The sequence below is a fragment of the Reticulibacter mediterranei genome (assembly GCF_016587455.1).
Genome location: NZ_BNJK01000002.1, coordinates 1713932 through 1733232 on the forward strand (window position 1 = coordinate 1713932; position 19301 = coordinate 1733232).

Sequence of the window (19301 nt, forward strand, 5' to 3'; positions counted from 1 at the left end):
TAATGGGGCGCGAAGATCGGCCAGACGAGGAAAAGATCAGCACGGAACCCCAGGCGGAGGAGTCAGCCGCCGCACCTGATGAAGAGGCGAGCAGTGCGCCTTCAGTCGAGGAAGTGACTGTTACGCCTGTTGTAGAGGAAGCGAGCAGCACACCCTCTGAGCAAGAGGAGGTCGTTGCTGCGCCGTCACTAGAGGAAGCAAGCAGCACATCTTCACCTGAAGAAGCCGTCAACACACCCTCTGAGCAAGAGGAGATCGTCCAGTTGCCTGCTTCATCGTCAGCTCAAGAACTTTCCGCAAGAGCCAGATCTGTTCCCAGATTGACCCTCGTTACAACTGTGCTTCTGTTTCTTGCCACCGCGCTGGCCGTGGGGTTGCCCAGCTTCTTCCTCTCTCGCCACACGCCCGAACAGACCATCTATAAAAATATGTCGCTGACCGATTCTCTGCTCACTCGCCCCTATTCCGCTACTGTCCCCGGAAGCCGCTGCGATCTGGGCGGGGCGCGCTGGGCCATCGGCCAATACTTCAAAACATCCAGCGGGGTACAGGAGACGCCGCAGACCGCCTTCGATACCACGACGGAGATGACCTGTAAACCTGATGGTCTGCTGGTGACAAAAAAGGATCATTTCAACTATTACGCGACTCTGGTATTTGAGGATAGAGATAGCACCGCGCTCCCTCGCCATTTCAAGACGCAGATCACCTCAACCATCGTCAGCAGCCAGCAGGCCAGCGTTGAGCTAGGGGTGCGCGTACAGAAACCCGGCATCACCGATAGCGAGGACAGCGGGTATGGCAACGATACGTTGACGGTGCGCGAAGATGGTACGTGGGAGGTTCGGCGCGTCGGCAATACCTCCGGCTCCGTCGCAGCGGTCCTCGCTCACGGCAAGGTGCAGCCTGCAAAGACTTTCACGCTTGCCGCCGAAGTCAACGGTCCTGCTATGACCTTTTCAATCAACGGTCACACGGTCGCGACGGTTTCCGACACCACCTATCAAAACAGTCACGGTATCTCCTTTGGCGTTGCCGATCCCACTGCGAAAAGCTCGCTCAGCGCCCTGTTTTCGCACTTCACCTATACACCTCTCTCATAGAAGTGGTGGTCTTTCCTCGACTACAACATTTGGAGTGTTACCGATTATTATATTATTTTCCCTCTGCTAGCGGAATACTCTGCGCGAAATGAAAGAAATTGCTCGGATCGTAGGTCGCCTTGACGCGTTGCAGCCGGGCCAGATTAGAGCCGTAATATGCCTGTTGCCAGTTGGATAGATCGGGGTCAACATAGTTTTGATAGGAGAAGCCGCTGGCTGACGACCGCATAGATTTCCATGTATCCGTCAGCCACGCGTGATTGGCGGACACAATTGCACTGGCATCTCCCGCCTGCCAACTGCCCGAATACTGGGCAGAGAAGAGCGCATCACGATGCACAAAGGCCGTCGCATCCGCCGCCACGCGATTGATCGCTCCACCGTAGGAATCAAGCCCGATCCCGCCGTTGCCGAGCGTGGAAGAAGATTGGCGATGTTCGATCGCGGTGAGCAGGTTGTGAATGCCCTGCTGTGACAATGGCTTTGTGAAGTAGTCGGATTTGACGCTGGCTGCCTCGCGCTGCACCTGTCCCTGCGGATCTTGTGTGGGCAGATGGCACTGGTTAACCGTCTTGCCATAGCAGCCAGCTTCGTACAGCATTGCGTCGAGGACGCCCACCCCGGACACATAATCGAGCGTCGGTGCCACACCTATCTGGTTCGTCAATTTCTGAAGCTGCGCGTTTAACGCCGCCACGTTCCCAACATAGACGCCGTTCACCTGCACGATGGGCGCGGACCCCTTCTCGCTGGTGGCAAGCAGACAGTTTGACCAGATCTCGTCCGGCCCCTGTGGCCCCCAGTGTTGCCAGGCATTGACGACTGTTGCGGCGCTGCTCCAGGGCCAGCGCAACGTGAACAGAGTTAGCGAGGGGACGGCGTGAGTTTGAAACGTGAACGAGGTGACGACGCCCAGATTGCCGCCACCGCCGCCGCGCAATCCCCAGAAGAGATCGGGTTCGCGCTGTGCATCGCAGGTCACGACGCGCCCATCTGCCAGCACCACCTGGGCCGAGAGCAAATTGTCGCAGGTCAGCCCAAACTTGCGCCCCAGCACGCCATGCCCACCTCCCAGCGTCAGGCCCGCCACGCCAACCGAGGGGCAGGAGCCAGCTGGCAGAATGAGACCCTGCTGAGTGAGCGTCGCATAAACATCGATCAGCCGAGCGCCTCCCCCCACAATGGCCGTGCCTGCCTCGACTTTCACACTATTCATGCGCGTCATATCCAGTACAATACCCGTCGTTGTCGAGTACCCGGCGTATGAGTGCCCACCGGAGCGAGGAGCTACTGCAATGCCAAAGCGTCGCGCAAAGCTCAGGCAGTTCTGCACATCGGCAGGCGAGGCACAATACGCGATGGCGGCAGGCTGTACATTGTCAAAGGCTGGACTGAAGAGCTGGCGCGCCGTTGCATATTGTGGATTGTTCGGTCGCACAAGCGTTCCCTGCATCTGTGCCGCCAGCGCGGACCAGTCGGCGGTATTGGGTGAGGGTTGCGCGGTTGGCGAGGGACGCACTGAAGCTGTTGGCGTCGTGGTGCTCGCATCCGATGTCCCACTCCCACAGGCGGCAAGCACGCCCGGCAACATACCAGCCGCACAAAGCGACAAAAACTCGCGGCGCTCTATCTTCTCAACTGCGCTATTGGCAGATCTCATCAATGGAATCCTTTCAAAAGCGGTAAGGTATTTCGTAGTGTAGCGATAATTGGTGCATCCACGAATTTCTCCGGGGTGAGGCCGAATATGGCAGGGGCGTTCACCGTTCTCTTTGCCGGATGCATCAATAATGTCTATATAGATAATAATCGATCAAAGACAACAAATCGTCTCGATACGCCATGCATTCGGCAAATGAAGAGGGGAATGGTGAAGGTATAGAGGATGCCCCAATTATTAGCCCTTCACCGCTCCGGCGGTCAGGCCGCGAAGCATATAGCGCTGCATTAACAGAAAGATGACGACCGGCGGAATCGCGACGAGAACAGCTGACGCCATGAGATTGCCGTATTCGGGACCGTACTGGCCGATAAATGCGAAAAGTTGTACGGTAAGGAGTGGCTGATTCCCTGCCAGGATGAAGGCGAAGAGAAATTCGTTCCAGGCGTTGATGAAAGCGAACGCGCCGGTAGCTATTAACGCAGGTGTTGCCAGAGGGAGGACAATATACCAGAGCGCCTGCAATCTGTTGCAACCATCGGTTAAAGCTGCCGACTCAAGATCGGGCGAGATACCTTCAAAGTAGCCGCGTAACAGCCAGATACAGAAAGGCAGGGAGAATGTCAGGTAGCTCAGGATCAGCCCTTGCAACGTGTTGACCAGACCGATGAGCCGCAGAATTTCAAATAAAGGCACCAGAAAGAGTATTGCTGGCATCATCTGCGTTGCGAGCATCAAGAAGCCATATGAATCGCGACCACGAAAGTTAAAGCGTGCCAGCGCATAACCTGCCAGCGATGCTATTGCTACAGCCAGGACGGTTGTGCAGAGCGAGACGATTAAGCTGCGCCCGAAGCCCTGTTCAAGGTGAGCGGGTACAGTGGTGCGATTGAGCAGGACGTTCATAAAGTTATCGAACGTCAGGGTGACGGGGAAGATGTGAAACGGCGTTTGATACAGTTCGCTGGATGGGCGGAAAGCGATGGAGAGCATCCAGAGAACAGGAATGAGTGTAAATGCAGCCCCAAAGAAGACGCCAGTATAGATGCCAATCCACCCCAGAGTACTTCTCTTCATGCGATCACCCTCCTCTTATGCCTCTGTCCGGCGTAATATGTAGATATAGAGTATGGCGAAGATAATGTTAAACAGGGTCATAATGATAGCAACCGAGGCTGCGAGGCCGTAGTCGAACTGCTGAAAGGCGAAGCGTGCAACCAGTATGGGAGCTATCTCAGTGCCGCGCGCCGGGCCGCCCTGCGTCAGTACATAGACCAGATCGAAATAATTGAATGTCCAGACGATCATCAGCAGGACGACGATGGAAATGATGTTCTTCAAATGTGGTAGCGTGACATAGCGGAAGCGACCAAATACTGAGGCTCCATCGACTCTTGCAGCATCGTAAAGATCGTCGGGGATTGCGGCCAGCCCTGCCAGCATAGTGACGGTGACGAATGGAAATGCTTTCCAGATATTGGCGATGATGACGGCCAGCATTGCCAGATTGGGATCGGCCAGCCAATCAGCATGGGGCAGTCCCAGACCGCCGAGAACGTCATTCATCAGGCCAAATTGGCCGTTGTAGATCAGGCTCCATCCCAGGGCAATCGAGACGCCAGGCATGACCCAGGGGATCAGGACAATTGCGCGCATGATGCGGTTTCCAGGCCAGCGCTCGTTTAAGAGCAGGGCAAAAGCGAAACCCACGATAAACTGCCCCAGCACGCTGCACACAACCCAGATGAGGGAGCGCTGCATGCTGTTCCAGAAGGAAGCATCCAGCACAACCTTGAGATAGTTTTCCAGCCCCACCAGTCTGGTTGTATCACTGTACTGGTTGTAGTGAGTGAAGCTGGTATAGATCCCGTTGAGCATGGGATAAAAGAAGACCAGCAGCATGGCAATCGTCGCTGGCAGCAGGAACATGTACGGCGTCATGCTATTCCTGCTGCGGATCTGCTTTATGCTCAACGTTGTTCGCTTGCCGCCCGGAGCGTTGTTTGCAGTGTTAACTTTTAGCATCTTCTCTAACTCTTCAGCGCATCTTTCGCTATACCTGCCGCTTCGTCTAACGCGGCCTTCGGGGTTGCTTTCCCCAACAGCGCTTTTTGTATGGCCTGAGAAAGCGCATCATTGACGGCGTTCCAGGCGGGGGTTGCAGGCAATCCGCTTGCGAATGAGAGCGATTCTTTGAACGGTTGGAAGACCTCTGTGGTGAAGTGAGGATCGGCCTCGGTGAACTTATCGATTGGCTCATGATCGAGCGTTTTGGCCCAGCGAAGCGCGTTTTGTTTGCTGACAAGCCATTTGATGAGATCGATAGACTCTTTCTGATGTTGCGAATTGGTGGTTACCATGTACATTGTTGTAGATGATATGACGCCACCGCCCGCAGGTCCACTGGGCATCTTGCCAATCCCTAATTTCCAGGGCACCTTTGCATCGCGATAATTGCCGATAATCCACGACCCAAGCTGCACCATCCCAATTTTGCCACCTTTGAGCGCGTCATCGACATTAGCGTATTGCCATCCTGTAACATCAGGTGGTGTGACCTTGTATTTTTTGACCAGATCAATGATATATTGGAGTGCTGTGACGCCCGGTTCCTGGTTAAATAATGGCGTCATGGTGTCGTCAACGATTTTGCCGCCAGCCTGTAGCAAGAAGGGGATAAATAGTTGTCCGCCATCGGGATAAAAGCCAAGCCCGTATTCGTCGCCGTGCGTCATTTTCTGGCAGACTGCCGTGAACTCATCCCAGGTTGTGGGAAACTTATCAATGCCATCTTTGCTAAATTTATCCTGATTGTAGCAGAAGACGGCTGTAAATTTATCCTGCGGCAACCCTACAATCTTCCCCTGATAGGTGACCTCTTTCCAGCAAACGTCGTAGATTGCGCTACGCATATCCCAGTCTTTCAGACTATCATCGAGGGCAACCAGTTTATTGCGCGTGCCAAGATAATATTGATATGGATAATCTGCCCTGATGATGTCTGGTAGTGAGTTCGTTTGTACGGCAGTGGGAATCTTGGTGGGGCGCTGTGCCTGTGGTATTTCAAAAAAGTTGATCTTCACGTTGGGATTTTGCTTTGTATATTCCGCACCGAGTTGATGGAGCAATGTGATTTCTGCTGAACTGAAGGTATCCCAAAATTGGAGGGTGATCGGACCGCCGTTCCCGCCGGTAAGTTCGCCAGAAGAACTGCCCCCACAGGCATCCAGTGCCGAGCCGACGATGAGGGTACCAGCAGTGGCAGTGACGACGCGCAATGCGTCGCGCCTCGTTATATGTTGGGAGAATCCACTGCGTCCATTGGAGGGAACCTTGTTCGTGCTCATGCAAAACTCCTTCGTTGAGTTGAGAATGATCGTAACGTTGAACAGATAGTATGCTGATGTGAGCGTGCGAAAAGAAGTACCTGACCCGTTGGTGCGCATCTACAAGCCTGATTGACTTCTGCATTCAGGCGAATCCTGTGTCCTTTCTGATCAAAAAGTTGTAGATGTAGCTAGAAAGCATCGTGCTGCAAAAAGCATAATCAAATTTTCTGTAAATGTCAATGTTTTTTACAGCACTTTTTCTGAATAATTGCTGCTAACTCTGCAATATATAGCTCCATTTCATGCATTGACAAGCGCTGAAATGCGTGGTACTTTTGCAATACAGTAGAGGCAGATTTTTCTCATAATTTTCAAGTCGAGGCGAAAGGTTGATGTTGTGGGACGCTCAGTAACAGTAAAGGATATCGCCCAGGAAGCAGAGGTCTCCATTGCTACGGTTTCGCGGGTTCTCAATAATCATAGCAATATTAAAGACGAGCTACGACAGCGGGTGCTACATGTCGCGGTAGAACTGGGATATTTTAAAACCGGCGGCTTGCCAACGGCTCGTCATGATCGGCGAGCATTGAAAGAAATTGGCTTTTTGCTCAACTATGCCGATCTCGAAGAGCCTTCGTCCGATACGTCGTTCTGGGCGCATATTTTGCATGGAGCAGAGAGGGAGGCGCGCAAAGCAAATATCACTATCACGTATCGCGGCGTTGGTATCCAGCAGCCATTGTATCTGCTGCTCAACACGTTGCATGAGATGCGGGCGGGTGGTATTTTGCTGGTGGGTCCGGCCAAGCCTGCAATCGTGGAGGCAATTGTACAGACAAATATTCCCCTTGTTCTGGTGGATAACTCGGTTCGTTTGCCTGGAAGATCTGTCGATGCTGTCCTCTCTGACAACTTTGAGGGGGCAAAAGAGGCTGTTGCCTATCTCGTGGCTCAGGGCCATCAACGCATTGCATTTCTTGGCGGGTACGCTGGGAACGATCTGTCGTCTCTGGATAAGATCTATACCTTTGAGCGCAGGAAAGATGGGTATTTTTCGGCGTTACGCGACGCTCAATTGCCAATCAGCGATGAACTGGTCGTGGTTTATAATACATTACAGCCAGACGATGTTTTTGCTGCCTGTCAACGCCTTCTCCTTGCCAGACCTACCGCTCTTTTCTGTGTAAATGATCCTGTTGCGGGACGAGCCATGAGAGCACTGCGCGAACTTGGAGTGCGTATCCCGGAAGACATTTCTATTGTTGGTTTCGATGATGTAGAAATCGCGGAACATCTCATTCCACCGCTTACAACGGTTCGTGTGAATAGAGAGGCGATGGGCGCGACTGCTGTGAAAAGCCTGATGGCTCGCATCGCTAATCCCCAGGCTCTCGGCGTTACCTCTGTCCTTGATGTTGAGCTGATCAAGCGAGCTTCAGTCCAGCCGCTGTAAAGAAAAACCTGCCTCGTTTTTTTGACCGGAATCTTCCGACTGAACCCATACCCCCATAGCAATAAAAACGGGCTTAAGGCGTCGTCCCCGTTCGGTCAATTGATATTCCACGTGGAGAGGCACTTCCGAGTAGCCAGGGGGAACCTGCGTCACGCTGGGCTGGTCGGCATCGCCAGAAGTTACCCTTGATGTCAGAAATTTTATGGTTGCTGGAGGCATTACCCTCTATAAACTGGCGATGTTTGCGGAATTAGAGCGTCGTGCTGCATCTGAAGACCTGGCCTGGCTCGCACAACTGGTAGCCAGACGGCAATTGCGGACGCCCATTGAGGCGGAGGCTTCCTGGCACGACATTGGTGAGGTCGCACAACGCCTGGTGCAACGACAATTCACTGGCAAAGCAGTTCTGCATCTCAAGAGATAGTCCATCTGAAGCATTAACTTCAAAAATGAATCTAAAATGTTAAAAAGCGTAATCCCACGAAAAATCGTGAGATTACGCTTTCGTGCGAGAGGCTACATTATTTCTCTTGCGAGCCTTTCAAGAGCAGCATCGCCATCAACACGATCACACCGGAGAGGACGATGCCAATCGCGAAGGTCATATGTGGGCCTGTCCAGGGACCGATGAGTGCCTGAACGAGCGGGCCGAGCATGACCGCGAGCGAGATGGCTGATCCACGTATGCCCATCACCTGCCCGCGATTGCTATCGGTGGTGGCGGCCAGGTAGATGCTGCCCAGTGCTGGCTCGGCGAAGGCGCTTCCCAATCCCGCCAGAGCTGCCCCCACCAGTAACAGTGGATAGAGCGGAGCCACGAACATAAACACGTTGAGCGCGCCAAAGAGAACGCTACCTGCAATGATCAAGGGCTTTTTGGGCAACTGCTCGCTCAGGCGTCCCAGGAAGAGCGGGAATACTGCGAGGGCCAGCCCGTAGACGCTGATAATCAGGCCATACTGTGCGGTGCTATAGTGCAACACCTTTTCAAAGAAGAAGGGATATTGCGGGAAAACGAAAGGATAGATGAAGATCAGGCCGAAATCGATGAACAGGAAGGGCGCAAAGAGCCAGATCAGGCCGATCAGACCCCGTTCCCGCGTCTTTGTCTCCTGGTGCGCTTTCGCCTCTTCACGTGCTTGTGCAGGGAGAGTTTCGGGTACGAGCAAGATGCAGAGCAGGGAGGCCAGCAGCGCGATAGAGGCTGAGAGCAAGAACGGACTGGTAAAGCCCCACGCCTGATAGAGGAAGCCGCCGATCCCCGGACCCAGCGCTATTCCGGTCGCCTGTGCGGTGGTGAGAAAGCCGATCCAGCGGCCCTGTTTGGCGGTGGGAATCGTATCGCCCACGATCGCCAGAGATGCAGGCATCAGGCCGGAAATAACCATACCTTCGACAAAGCGAATAAGGATGAAGAGCAGCGGGACATTCACGAATGCCAGGAGCAGGTTAGTAACGATAAAGCCAGCCAGGGAGATCAGCAGGATCGGTTTGCGCCCGATGCGCCCGGCCAGCGTGCCCATCGGCGTACTCAGCAGGAACATACCCAGACCAAAGGCACCCTCCATCAGCGCCAGCGTCTCAGCACCAAGCCCCAACGCCTGCAAGCGTTGCGGGAAGACGGGCATAATAATTGCGAACCCGGTCATCGAAAGGGCGACGCAGCCGATCAGAAATGTCAGAGCGACGGTGATCCGCCTCGATTTTCGGGCGGGAGTCGCAAGGATCATCTTTGCTTTCGTTGTGGCGCTTGCTTTATGATCGAGAAATGTTGTAGCCATATATATTCATCCTTTCCGGCCTATTGCTTGCAATTTGCAAGTGTCTCTACATATATCTTCTTTTTGCCCTATGCAAAACCGGAAAGGATAAGGCGGGCATTTCTGTCAGTCTCAAATATGTAATACTTCAGGTTACTATATAAAGATGTTAATAAATGTATGATTTGTATTTAAGAAAATAAATTGAGTGAGATATTTGGTTGAACATTGTATACTATACTCATATTAAACGATAGGAAGACGTTTAATTATAGCCATTGGAAGAATCTCAGCATAAGATACTGATCTCGCATGCTGCGTAAGAAGTTATATTACTATAATGTTTTTAATCATGTTTACTAAATGTATAAATGAGAATAAACTAGAGAGCGCTGAAGTGGAGAGAATGAAATCAACATCTCCTTATTGCACTTCTTCGCTTAGATGATGGTGTGGCACACCTTCGCCTGAATTAAAATATAAAATGGAAGAGTACATAATATATGCATATAGACCCTAATTTTGCCTCATTTGTTGCACAGTTTATTGGTACAGTCTGGTCAATCTGCATTGGGAAAACTATATCAGAAATGGTGATAGAATGGCGTACCAGGAGAAAAACTCGGTCATCTTCCTCCCATTCTGGTAGGCAAAGCAAACGTGTTATGATTATTATTAGAGCAGCCTCTATGCTTATTCTCACTTGTATGGCTGTAATATTATATAATAGTGGTGTTGTCTCTATTAATCTTTCTTCAGATAAATCAGCAAAAATTCAAAGTACTGCCATTCAACCTACACCTCCAACAAGGTTTCACGACAAGAAAAGCGGGCATCGTAAGGGAAAAGCGGCATCATCTTCATCGGCTCCGACAGTGACGCCAGTCCCTTCACCAACACAGGTGACGCCAACTGCAACGCCTGTAGTGACACCAGCCCCTTCCCCTTCACCAACACAGGTGCCGCCGACTGCAACGCCTGTGGTAATACCAACACTATCGCCGACGCCACCAGCGGCGACGCCAACGCCAGCTCCGACGCCGACTGCTCAGGGGCTTTAATGCCATTAGTGACGCCGTTACCAGCCGTGACGATCAGCCAGCACTACATGCAATAGTGCTGGCTGTGTTCAATCAGTAGAGATCTGACCTCATTATGGAAGAGGTTTGTGACCTGTAGCCTGATAGACCTGTTGGTGGAAGGCTTGCATGATAGGATTATCTTGCATCAACTCCAGAACAGTTCCACCAAGGCTATCTCCTTGCAGACATACCGTTTTCACGTTCATGGAAGGCTCCCCCCATTCCCCGAGTATATGGAGCCCCTTCCCCTCCATCTTTGCGAGGTAGTCATCCACATTGGGAACAAGAAAACCGAGGTGATGCATCCCTTCACCATGCTCCTCTAAAAAATGAAAAAAGGGCGAAACTCGATCAAGCGGTTGAAGCAGTTCTAACAGAGTGTTGCCCAACGAGGCAAATCCAACGCGCAATTCAAATGTGGCTGGTTTGCCATAAACAAGGGAGTAGTTGGGCATTGGAGGAACATCATACGTGAAGAAGGACGTGATGCCCAGGATCTCTTTATAGTGACGAATAGTAGCGTCGCAGTCCCGAACCACCATTCCAATGTGATGGAGCTTTGGAAGTTGAAAATCAGTTGGTGGAGTGAGAGGTATCTCTGTCAATGTCGTTTTTCTCCTTTAATGTCAAAATTTACAGTAGAGGATGCTGAAATCGTTATCCGGTGAAAATACAACAGGGTTTAGGCTCCTGCCAGGCGGGCAACGATGGGGGATAGTTCGTCCATCTGAGCGAGAGGGACGACAAAATAGTTTATCCCATAGCGCTCGCGAAGGGTATACAGCCGCTCAATGATCTGCTCTACCGTACCTATCAACGCATAGGGAGCGCTCAAAATCAGTTCTGGATCGGCCTGTATTCCTAGCGCTTTTGCAATGGCCTGAGCGGCGGAAATGCGATCCTCCGTCACGACTACAACCGATATCTGGAGATTGAGTTCCAATTGGGGGAAGCGTTCTCCAGCCGCCTCGCGCACCCAGGCAAGCTTTTCTTGTAGCGCTGTTTCGGTTGAGTCGGCGATGTCTGTTGATCCAGCCTCTCCCAGTTGCGGATTAAAGCTGATAATGTCGGCCACACGCCCGGCCACCGAGAGGAGACGTTTTCCGCCACCGCCAATAAGGATGGGAGGATGTTGAGCCGGCTGAGACCTGCCCTGCAAATTCGTAATCGTATAGTGGACCCCGGAGAAGGTCACACTCTCTTCTGTCCAGAGAGTTTTGATTATCCGTACCCCCTCTTCCAGGCGGCGAATGCGTACGCCAGGGGCGTCAAATGGGATGCCGACTTGCTCGTATTCCGAGCGCATATATCCGGCTCCTATCCCCATTTCAAAGCGCCCATTGGAAAGCAGATTGAGGGTCGCTGCCTCCTTCGCAAGGAGCGCCGGGTGTCGGAAGTCGTTAGACAGGACGAACGTACCTACTCGAAGCGTTTGCGTCGCGTCTGCCACTGCCATGAGGGCGATCAGCGGAGACAGCGGAGACAGAGGCGCTGGAAAGTGATCTATAGCGAAAAATGTACTATACCCAAGTTCTTCCGCACGACGAGCTTTGTTGACCAACTCCTCGCGCGAGTTTGCAATATGAACAAGGCCGGGATTGAGACCGAAACGAAAAGGACGCGTTATTGCCAAGATCTTTTTTCTCCTATGCCTAGTTTTGTCTAAACACCAATATGGTAGGAAGCATAGCGTCACCCTTGACTTCGCGCCAGCCCTTAAATTATCATGGGACAAAAACTGTCAGGTAACACGCGGAAAAGAAGGTAAAATGAACGAAAACAAGCAACGTCAAGAGCTGGCAGACTTTTTACGGACGCGACGCGAACGCATTTCGCCAGAAGCAGTAGGATTCCCGTTTGATTCGCGCCGTCGCACCCCTGGATTGCGCAGGGAGGAACTCGCTGTACTGGCAGGGATTGGCGTATCGTGGTATACACGCTTAGAACAGGGACAGGATATTCTGGTCTCTTCACAAATTCTTGAAAGGCTGGCGAAGGTTTTTGATCTGGATGCCACTGAGCGCCATCATCTCTTTGTGCTGGCGCGAGGACAGGTGCCGACCGAATCTTATCCCTTAACCAGTACAATCGGTCAGGAGTTGCAAGGGCTGCTTGACTCTATAGCCATACCTGCCTATATCTACAATCCCCGCTGGGATATTATCGGCTGGAATCGGGCTATAGATTACATTTTTCCAGGTTTTGAGAGGCTTCCCGCACCTGAGCGTAATATCTTGCGTGTCATGTTCGGTAGACCAGAGTCTCGGAAGATCTTCATTAACTATGAAGAAGATACCTGGAAGGCTGTGGCTCTCTTTCGTGCCACCAGTGATCGCTACGTGCAAGAGTTTTGGTTCAAAGATCTGGTTGCAGAGCTTCAGCAGACGAGTCCAGAATTTCGGGAGTGGTGGGTAGAGCATGGTATTCGCTCGACATGTATAGGACCACTGGAATTGAATCATCCTGTGCTTGGACTGATGAACTTCTACACAAGTACCTTCCAGGTCGTTGATGCCCCCGATCTACAGATGCGTGTTTTTACCTCGGCAGAAGCAGAGACAACCAGGAAATTGGCGGAATCTGTGGAGTGGCAGGGCTTGCCAACTACTTGATCGTGCAGATCGCTCGTGTTCTTTGTCGCAAGCTGTCACAATGGTCAGATAGCAGGGTCTAACCTTTCAGGAGGTATCATGTATCTGTACCCGAACGCAAACTCTTTCTGTATGACCGAGGACACCATGCATAATCCATTTAGCGAAACGACAGCATTTGAGATATCTGATGAGGAGTTAGTCACGAAAGCCCAGAATGGGGACTGGCAATCGTTTGAAGAACTGATCCGGCGGCATCAGACCTGGATCTTTAATATTGCTGTACGAATGGTCGGGAGGCGCGAGGATGCGGAAGATATAACTCAGTCTGACCCAGTGGTATCGCAACATTTATAAGTTGTAATAATAATCTTTCTCGTTTCGTAGTGGAGCGATAAATTGCTCCACTACGAAACGAGAAAGATTACAGGATTACTTGGTCATCTTATTGCTTAAAGTAGTGCCCCTGATCGAGGTCCTCCAGAAGCGAAGATCGTACGGGATGCCACCCCAGGCGTTGTTGGGTGAGCGTACTCGATGCTGCGCAGTCCTTTGCGAAGAAGGTGCCGATCCAGCCGAAGTGTTCAACAGCTTGCTCGACAGGCAGAGAGGCGACCGGAATGCTCAGGTGACGCCCAATAATCTCTGCAATCTCGCGCACCGGCACCCCTTCGTCGGCGATCGCGTGGAATCGTGAGCCAGCTTCCGCGTTTTCCAACGCCAACCTATACACATGGGCCGCATCGAGTCGATGCACGGAAGCCCAGCGATTCGATCCATCGCCCGGGTATGCCGATACCCCCTTCGCGCGTGCGGTAGCGATGAGGGTCGGGACAAAACCATGATCATCTTCGTCATGAACTGACGGCGGCAGTCGCACTATCGACGTACGCACCCCACGCGAGGCCATCTCCCGCACCACATCTTCCATAGCAAAACGGGCCGCGACGGACGACGTAGTATCTGCATCCTCCTCCTCCGTCCTGATACCACCTGACGGCAGGCTCCCAGTGGCAGAGGTTACGACGAACGGGCGACCTGACCCAGCAAGCGTCGCACCAAACGTCTCGATGGCTTGCCGTTCTATCGCTGCAGACTTCGCAAAATCGAAAAGATCGTGATCGAAGGCGGTATCGAAAGCGGTATGAATCACACCATCCGATTCGTTTGCCCCGTTTCTCAGGCTCTCAAGATCATCGAGCGAACCGCGATGTACTTCCGCACCAACTGTGGCAAGCGAGGCTGCGGCGGTATCTGAGCGTGCCAGACCGAGAACCTGATGTCCGGCGGCTAAAAGCTCGCGAACGACGGCGGAGCCGACGAAGCCCGTCGCGCCAGTAACGAAAACTTTCATGAGAAATTCCTCCAGTAGATGTAGGATGTAGATTTCGGTGGTATGGTCAGGTTCGCCTGCATAGTTCACGCACCTCATCCGTCATTAGTGTATAATGAGGGACAGAGTTTAACGAGAGAAGCGTTTATCCTGGAACTAATACTTCTAGTTTCTGGTCAAATTGATCTCATGGAGCATGTCGTGTGTCTATAAAACAATTGGAGACCGATCGTCATCAAGAGTTAGCAGCGTTCTTGCAGAGCCGCCGCGCTCGCGTCTCGCCAGAACAGGTGGGATTACCCAGAGGGATGCGCAGGCGAACACCGGGCTTACGACGGGGAGAAGTAGCTCTGCTGGCCGGAGTCAGCCTGGAGTGGTATACCTGGCTGGAGCAGGGGCGCGATATTCACGTCTCAGTGCAATTGTTGGAAAGCCTGGCACGAGTATTGCAACTGGACGCGAACGAGCGCGCCCATTTGTTTTTGCTCGCACTCAGACAGCCACCGCCAGTCGAGACGTTTTCACCACCAACGATCAGCCCGACCTTGCAACAGTTTCTCTATCAACTTGGAAGCATCCCGGCGTCCGTCGTTGATCCTCGTTTGAACGTTGTAGCGTGGAATGAGACCTGTCGCGTCGTTTTTGGCAACTATGCCACGATGTCGTCTGAGCGAGAGCGTAATTTGATCTGGCGGTTATTCACGTTCCCAGCGGAGCAATTAAACGAGGAGTGGGAGGAGCTTGCACGCGTGTATCTGGCGCAATTTCGCGCTGGCTATGGTCGTTTCATCAACGATCCCTGGTGGGCCACACAAATTGCAGAACTCTCCCAGATCAGTCCGCAGTTTCGGGAATTATGGGCACGCCACGATGTTCTCAACGTCTCAGAAGGACGCAAAACCATGCATAATCCGCTGGTGGGAGAACTGTACTTTGATTTTCTCTGGCTCCAGGCCGCCGATTTCAGCGATCTGCGTTTGCTGATTCACTCGCCGCGCCCCAACACAGGAACAGCCGAGAAGATCGAGCAACTTCTGGCCCACGATGCTGAACAGAACACGTAAACATCTTGATGAAATTTCACAACCAGAATAGGGAATCTCTTCCGTCGTAGCGCGCGATAATTGGCGCATCCAGAGAGAGCAGCTCAACCATTGTTGCCCGGAAACATGGCTCCAGACGCGGTCCACAACGCTCGACAGTGGTAAATTCAAATCTGCAGGCGAAATCTATGTAATAGCAGACAACCTCACTGGAATGGGTCATATGCCCCATGCCTCTCTGTGTGCCTGGCAGCTATATTTCTTTTAAATGCGTCGGGAAATGGAGGTTTCTATGCAAAAACTGCTTCTCGTTTTATCTGGATGTGGCCCCCTATTAAGTTTTCTTCTCATCATAGCAGCGGCCTTTCCACTCTTGCCTCTTCTCGCACAACTCTTCATTTTCTTTGCTAAAGCAAACGAGCAGAAAGTTTCCAATAGCCATCTTTTCCAATTTTGCTTGTGCGCTCTCGCTCTGCTTACTTGTTTGATAATTGGCTGCTACTCCTTGCAAGCGTCTCAATCTGTCGTACAATTAGCGTTGCTCCTCGGAGGCATTTTCGGCCTCGTTATGGGTCTCCTCTACTGTGCTCTGATACGCCGCTGGGGAGAGAATCTAGCCTGGGGCTTGCTGTTACCTCTTCCTCTGTATCTCATGCTCTTCGTCAAAGAGTGGCCTGCATTTCGTCCGGGACGTGCAACCTGGCAAATACCACTCTGGCCCTTGTATCTCCAAGTTTCCTTGATGCTCATTTTCGCTGGATATGCCTTCCTGGTTACCTGGCAGACGCATTCTGCTCTGATTGCATTCTGGAGTACTTTGATTGCTACTCTGATTCTCCCTCTGGTGGTCTGTAACTTCCTTCTCTTGATCGATTTCGCTACACGCCTTCTCGAAGCTCGACCTTCCTCTCGCGCCAGACAGACCGTTGCTGTGCTCTCCAGGTGGACAGCATCTATATTTATACGCTCAAATCGCCTAACATCTCCGAGGTTGCTCAATTATATTGAGGATGTTCCGGGCCTCTGCCTTCTCGGTATGAGTATGCTGCCTTCTCTGCTCATTCTGGCTCTTCTTGGGGGAGGCATCGGCTCCTTCCTGCTTTGAGGTCATCAGGGAGATAACCAGGGATGCCTCTTGTGAAACCTCATTTTTTCACCGCACGACCACGTGCTCGCTGCAAGAGCGTATCAATGGCGAGCGTTTTTCCAGTCTCGTAGATGGGGGGGCGGAAGACCTCGCGCAAGAAGACGCTGGCGGCCCCACGCGCCCAGCTTTCGTTTGAAGAGGAGATCGTGACCAGCGATACCTCTGGTCGCGGCTTGCCAAAAAGATGGTGTGGGATCGTGGCCTGCGCTGGCCCCAACAGCAAATCACCGGCACGCAGACCCTCGCCAGTAATCAAGATCTGGGCCGGGTCAAAAAGGTTGATGAGGTTCGCCAGCGCGATGCCAAGCGTTGTGCCTGCATGCTGGAAGATCGCTGCAATTTCCTCTTCGCCGCGACGTGCCCTCTCGACAAGCTGCTGCATCATTGGCTCGTCTGCGTACCCAAGCTCGACGTTAAGGGCGGCATGAGCGATGGCGTAGTCGGAGATGATCGCCTCCAGACAGCCGTGCTTGCCACAGGTGCAAGGGGGCGCATCGGGTGCCTCGTCCATCGTTATATGCCCGAACTCGGCAGCGCTGCCATAGACGCCGCGAAAAAGCTCGCCATTGATGACCAGCCCCATGCCCACGCCATGACCAATGGTGATAAGCAAACAGATATGCGAGGAGCGACCCGCGCCGTAATGACTCTCAGCCAGCGCCAACATGTTGACATCGTTCTCGATAATTACTGGCACACGCGTCTTAAACTCAAGCGCTGGCCCCAACTCGACATTGCTCCAATCGAAGAAGTTGGAGTAGCGTAATATACCCTGTCCCGCATCGACCAGTCCTGAGACGCCAACGCCCATGCCCAGTACGTCCTGCTGGTTGATATGTGTTTCGCGCAAGCATTTCTCAAAGGCGGTGGCGATGGTCTCGACCGCCTGATAGGGCTGCACCGGGTTGGGCAGTTCTTCTTCGTCGCAATAGATGACGTTGCAGGCAAGATCACAGAGAACCATAATCACCTTGTATTCACGCAGCTTGACCCCGATGACGTAGCCTGCTGTAGGATTGATGCGCAACAGAATCGGCGGCCTTCCACCGCTAGATTCCTCAGAGGCAGCCTCGAATACCAGCCCGGCAGCAATAAAGTCGTTCACGATATTGGTGATGGTGGCGGCTGTCAGTCCTCCTCGCCGCGCGACCTCGACGCGCGAAATGGGGCCATGCGTGGCAATGATGTTGAGTACCAGGCTGCGATTGAGGTCGCGGATCAGCCCTTTACTTCCTGCTCTGGTGGTATTCATGAGGTGCCTTTTTTCATTGAATTTAGTAATAATTCAAGCTGTGGTTTTTCATTTTTCTACAAGAGTAACATAAGCCGCACCAATCGTCAAGGAATATTGTGTTTGAACCAGGGCTTTCCAGTTCTCCGCTCAAAGGGGTGCAGGGGTCTCCCTGCCGGGGCCTGGGGCGTCCCCAGTTTCCTTCCCTCCTTCGCGCGCCGCCTGCGACGGCGCGCAAAAGAGAAGAAAAAAGGTTTTTGTGGGGACACCCCGCACCCCGGCAAAGGGCTGCCGCCCTCTGCACTCCTGCTAGATGGGAGAATTGGAAAGCCCTGGTGTTTGAACGTAGGTGGGGCCGCTGTTTGCTGCACCCAATTATTTTGTTTTGCGGCAAGGCTTGACGGTCAGCTTGCTTTCATGGTATATTCCGACTAAATAAATTTATTAAATTAAAAAAGTCTCTGAGCCGAGTGAGAATGAATGGTGGCCGCTGCTGGTCTGCCCCAGTTGTGAACGTATACGGTTCGGAGCGTTGCCCAACGCACTGAAAAGTGGCGACTCTAGAGAAGAAGGTGTTCAATGGAGACACGCATTGCTGATAATGTACGGGCGACGGGTCAGGCTGTACGACGGACTGGCCGATGGCAAGAACGCAAATGGCATCGCCACGATGCCATTGCTGGCTATCTCTTTATCTGGCCTGCGATTCTGGGTTTTTGCCTGTTTGTTGCCTACCCTTTGATTTCCTCCGCCTACTATGCATTCACCAACTGGAATGGGCTGTCCGTGCCGCGCTGGATCGGCTTACAGAACTTCCAGTATATGTTTACCAAAGACCCGGCGTTCTGGCCCTCGTTGCGCGCGACGGCATATTTCGGGATCTTGAGCGTGCCAACGACGCTTGTACTGGGTTTGTTGCTGGCGGTTCTGCTCAATCGCGCCCTTCCTGGCATCAAGATCTTTCGCACGATCATGTATTTGCCGGTGGTGCTGCCCGGAATCGCGGTGCTAACACTGTGGAAGTACGTCTATGATCCGCTCTTCGGCCTGGCGAATGTGGCCCTCTCCGCAATTCATTTGCCGACGAGCCTGTGGTTGGGTAGCGAACAGATGGCAATGCCCGCGATTGTGATTATCGGCTTGTGGGGCGTTGGTGGCACGATGATTATCTTTCTAGCTGGTCTGCAAGCGGTCCCCCAGGAGATCTACGAAGCTGCGCGCATCGATGGCGCGGGAGCGCTGGCAACCTTCTGGAACATGACGTTGCCAATGATTTCACCGATCATCTTTCTGCAACTGGTGCTGCAACTGACCGGCGCGTTCCAGGCATTCAATCAGGCGAAGGTGCTGACCGATGGCGGCCCCAATTTCGCCACCAACCTCTTCATGTACAAGATCTATAAAGACGGTCTGCAAGGCGCGTTTCCCCAGGTTGGCTATGCAACGGCGGAAGTGTGGATATTGTTCATCATCATTCTGGCGATCACTGCTCTGACGTTCCGCACCTCTTCAACGTGGGTCTATGGTGAGAACAACATCGATTAAAAAATCCGTTGTAGTCGAGCGATT

General features: G+C 52.6%; 19 protein-coding genes. 9 read left to right on the forward strand and 10 right to left on the reverse strand.

Going from position 1 to position 19301, the window contains the following annotated elements:
* Positions 1 to 2: 2 nt before the first annotated feature.
* A complete protein-coding gene (locus K3T83_RS45980) occupies positions 3 to 1103 on the forward strand; it encodes a hypothetical protein (RefSeq protein ID WP_220209863.1) in 1101 nt (366 codons plus the stop codon).
* A gap of 52 nt (positions 1104 to 1155) precedes the next feature.
* Here K3T83_RS45980 and K3T83_RS45985 read toward each other — a convergent pair whose 3' ends face one another.
* The 4 genes from K3T83_RS45985 to K3T83_RS46000 all read right to left on the reverse strand — a co-directional run bounded on the left by K3T83_RS45985 (position 1156) and on the right by K3T83_RS46000 (position 6110).
* Entirely contained in the window at positions 1156 to 2763 is a 1608-nt protein-coding gene (locus K3T83_RS45985) for an FAD-binding oxidoreductase (protein ID WP_220209864.1), read from the reverse strand.
* A 237-nt stretch (positions 2764 to 3000) separates the two neighbouring features.
* Complete coding sequence (locus K3T83_RS45990; protein WP_220209865.1) at positions 3001 to 3840, reverse strand: carbohydrate ABC transporter permease; 840 nt, start codon at positions 3838 to 3840, stop codon at positions 3001 to 3003.
* Between the two features lie 15 nt (positions 3841 to 3855).
* Positions 3856 to 4788 carry a carbohydrate ABC transporter permease gene (locus K3T83_RS45995; protein ID WP_220209866.1) on the reverse strand — a complete coding sequence of 311 codons (933 nt, stop codon included), beginning with the start codon at positions 4786 to 4788 and terminating at the stop codon, positions 3856 to 3858.
* Positions 4789 to 4793: 5 nt separating this feature from the next.
* Positions 4794 to 6110: an ABC transporter substrate-binding protein gene (locus tag K3T83_RS46000; RefSeq protein ID WP_220209867.1), complete on the reverse strand. Its 1317-nt coding sequence runs from the start codon at positions 6108 to 6110 to the stop codon at positions 4794 to 4796.
* A gap of 379 nt (positions 6111 to 6489) precedes the next feature.
* Between K3T83_RS46000 and K3T83_RS46005 the strand changes: the two genes are divergently transcribed.
* Positions 6490 to 7545, forward strand: a complete 1056-nt coding sequence (locus K3T83_RS46005) for a LacI family DNA-binding transcriptional regulator (protein ID WP_220209868.1) — start codon at positions 6490 to 6492, stop codon at positions 7543 to 7545.
* On the opposite strand, the gene K3T83_RS58280 is transcribed toward K3T83_RS46005, so the two are convergent.
* Positions 7528 to 7764 (reverse strand): winged helix-turn-helix transcriptional regulator, encoded by a 237-nt coding sequence (locus K3T83_RS58280; protein WP_373324690.1) that lies wholly within the window; start codon positions 7762 to 7764, stop codon positions 7528 to 7530. The genes K3T83_RS46005 and K3T83_RS58280 overlap by 18 nt on opposite strands.
* On the opposite strand from K3T83_RS58280, the gene K3T83_RS46015 reads away from it, so the two are divergent.
* Positions 7748 to 7969: an MDR/zinc-dependent alcohol dehydrogenase-like family protein gene (locus tag K3T83_RS46015; protein ID WP_220209870.1), complete on the forward strand. Its 222-nt coding sequence runs from the start codon at positions 7748 to 7750 to the stop codon at positions 7967 to 7969. The two genes, K3T83_RS58280 and K3T83_RS46015, sit on opposite strands and share 17 nt — an antisense overlap.
* A 97-nt stretch (positions 7970 to 8066) precedes the next feature.
* On the opposite strand, the gene K3T83_RS46020 is transcribed toward K3T83_RS46015, so the two are convergent.
* A complete protein-coding gene (locus tag K3T83_RS46020; protein ID WP_220209871.1) occupies positions 8067 to 9326 on the reverse strand; it encodes an MFS transporter in 1260 nt (419 codons plus the stop codon).
* A 644-nt stretch (positions 9327 to 9970) separates the two neighbouring features.
* On the opposite strand from K3T83_RS46020, the gene K3T83_RS57485 reads away from it, so the two are divergent.
* Positions 9971 to 10366, forward strand: a complete 396-nt coding sequence (locus K3T83_RS57485) for a superantigen-like protein SSL4 (RefSeq protein WP_220209872.1) — start codon at positions 9971 to 9973, stop codon at positions 10364 to 10366.
* 92 nt (positions 10367 to 10458) lie between these two features.
* Here the strand turns inward: K3T83_RS57485 and K3T83_RS46030 are convergent, their stop codons facing one another.
* Positions 10459 to 10992: a VOC family protein gene (locus K3T83_RS46030; RefSeq protein WP_220209873.1), complete on the reverse strand. Its 534-nt coding sequence runs from the start codon at positions 10990 to 10992 to the stop codon at positions 10459 to 10461.
* Between the two features lie 77 nt (positions 10993 to 11069).
* Positions 11070 to 12020 (reverse strand): TIGR03621 family F420-dependent LLM class oxidoreductase, encoded by a 951-nt coding sequence (locus tag K3T83_RS46035; protein WP_220209874.1) that lies wholly within the window; start codon positions 12018 to 12020, stop codon positions 11070 to 11072.
* Between the two features lie 136 nt (positions 12021 to 12156).
* Here K3T83_RS46035 and K3T83_RS46040 point away from each other — a divergent pair, with 136 nt between their 5' ends.
* Positions 12157 to 12999 (forward strand): helix-turn-helix transcriptional regulator, encoded by an 843-nt coding sequence (locus K3T83_RS46040; RefSeq protein ID WP_220209875.1) that lies wholly within the window; start codon positions 12157 to 12159, stop codon positions 12997 to 12999.
* Between the two features lie 78 nt (positions 13000 to 13077).
* Entirely contained in the window at positions 13078 to 13335 is a 258-nt protein-coding gene (locus K3T83_RS46045; RefSeq protein WP_220209876.1) for an RNA polymerase sigma factor, read from the forward strand.
* 88 nt (positions 13336 to 13423) lie between these two features.
* Here the strand turns inward: K3T83_RS46045 and K3T83_RS46050 are convergent, their stop codons facing one another.
* Entirely contained in the window at positions 13424 to 14332 is a 909-nt protein-coding gene (locus K3T83_RS46050) for an SDR family oxidoreductase (RefSeq protein ID WP_220209877.1), read from the reverse strand.
* Positions 14333 to 14514: 182 nt separating this feature from the next.
* Between K3T83_RS46050 and K3T83_RS46055 the strand changes: the two genes are divergently transcribed.
* Both K3T83_RS46055 and K3T83_RS46060 read left to right on the forward strand, forming a co-directional pair.
* Positions 14515 to 15375: a helix-turn-helix transcriptional regulator gene (locus K3T83_RS46055; RefSeq protein WP_236065218.1), complete on the forward strand. Its 861-nt coding sequence runs from the start codon at positions 14515 to 14517 to the stop codon at positions 15373 to 15375.
* A gap of 271 nt (positions 15376 to 15646) precedes the next feature.
* Positions 15647 to 16459 carry a hypothetical protein gene (locus K3T83_RS46060; protein ID WP_220209878.1) on the forward strand — a complete coding sequence of 271 codons (813 nt, stop codon included), beginning with the start codon at positions 15647 to 15649 and terminating at the stop codon, positions 16457 to 16459.
* A gap of 40 nt (positions 16460 to 16499) precedes the next feature.
* Here the strand turns inward: K3T83_RS46060 and K3T83_RS46065 are convergent, their stop codons facing one another.
* Entirely contained in the window at positions 16500 to 17753 is a 1254-nt protein-coding gene (locus K3T83_RS46065; protein WP_220209879.1) for an ROK family transcriptional regulator, read from the reverse strand.
* A gap of 558 nt (positions 17754 to 18311) precedes the next feature.
* Between K3T83_RS46065 and K3T83_RS46070 the strand changes: the two genes are divergently transcribed.
* Positions 18312 to 19277, forward strand: a complete 966-nt coding sequence (locus tag K3T83_RS46070; protein ID WP_220209880.1) for a carbohydrate ABC transporter permease — start codon at positions 18312 to 18314, stop codon at positions 19275 to 19277.
* Positions 19278 to 19301: the final 24 nt, after the last annotated feature.